This window comes from Streptomyces sp. SID13726 (genome assembly GCF_010548375.1).
Lineage (GTDB): Bacteria > Actinomycetota > Actinomycetes > Streptomycetales > Streptomycetaceae > Streptomyces.
This window is the reverse complement of the sequence record NZ_JAAGLY010000498.1, coordinates 1-432: the sequence shown is the minus strand read 5'-3', so window position 1 is coordinate 432 and position 432 is coordinate 1. Positions and strand designations below refer to the sequence as shown.

Annotated in this window: 1 pseudogene; it reads left to right on the top strand. The window is 68.3% G+C overall.

Features of this window, described 5'->3' with window-relative positions:
• Window positions 1-171, top strand: a pseudogene (locus G3I78_RS52640) (ATP-binding protein); the annotation flags it as partial.
• Window positions 172-432 lie beyond the last annotated feature (261 nt).

The window sequence follows — 432 nt, the reverse complement described above, 5'->3', positions numbered from 1 at the left end:
GGTCTCGCTGGTGAACTGTCTGAGGCTGTGCTGCCTGACAGCGGGCGGGGGCTGCTGATCGTTCAGCGGCTGGCCACCTCGGTCTGGTGGACGCCGGAAGACAAGGGCGGAAAGACCGTGTGGGCCCGTCTCGACCTTACCGACGGCGCCGGGGGCAAGCCGTTGTGGTGATCTTCGGGCCGTCACGTCCTCGTTTGCTCTCTCGGGAGCGGGTGACGGTCCGGGGGCTGGAGGGTCAGCCCTCCGGCGTACGGGGGGCGGCCTCTTGGCTTGGGTCATCGGGTTCCCCACCCGAGTAGCAAGGGGCCGCGCTTCACAACCGAAAACGCAAGACCGGACCACCCCCGCGCCTGGAAGCAACTGGGGTGGTCCGGAAGGGAGTACAGCGACCCCCGGTGCCTGCTGGTACCGGGGTCGTTGTGCTGTGCATCC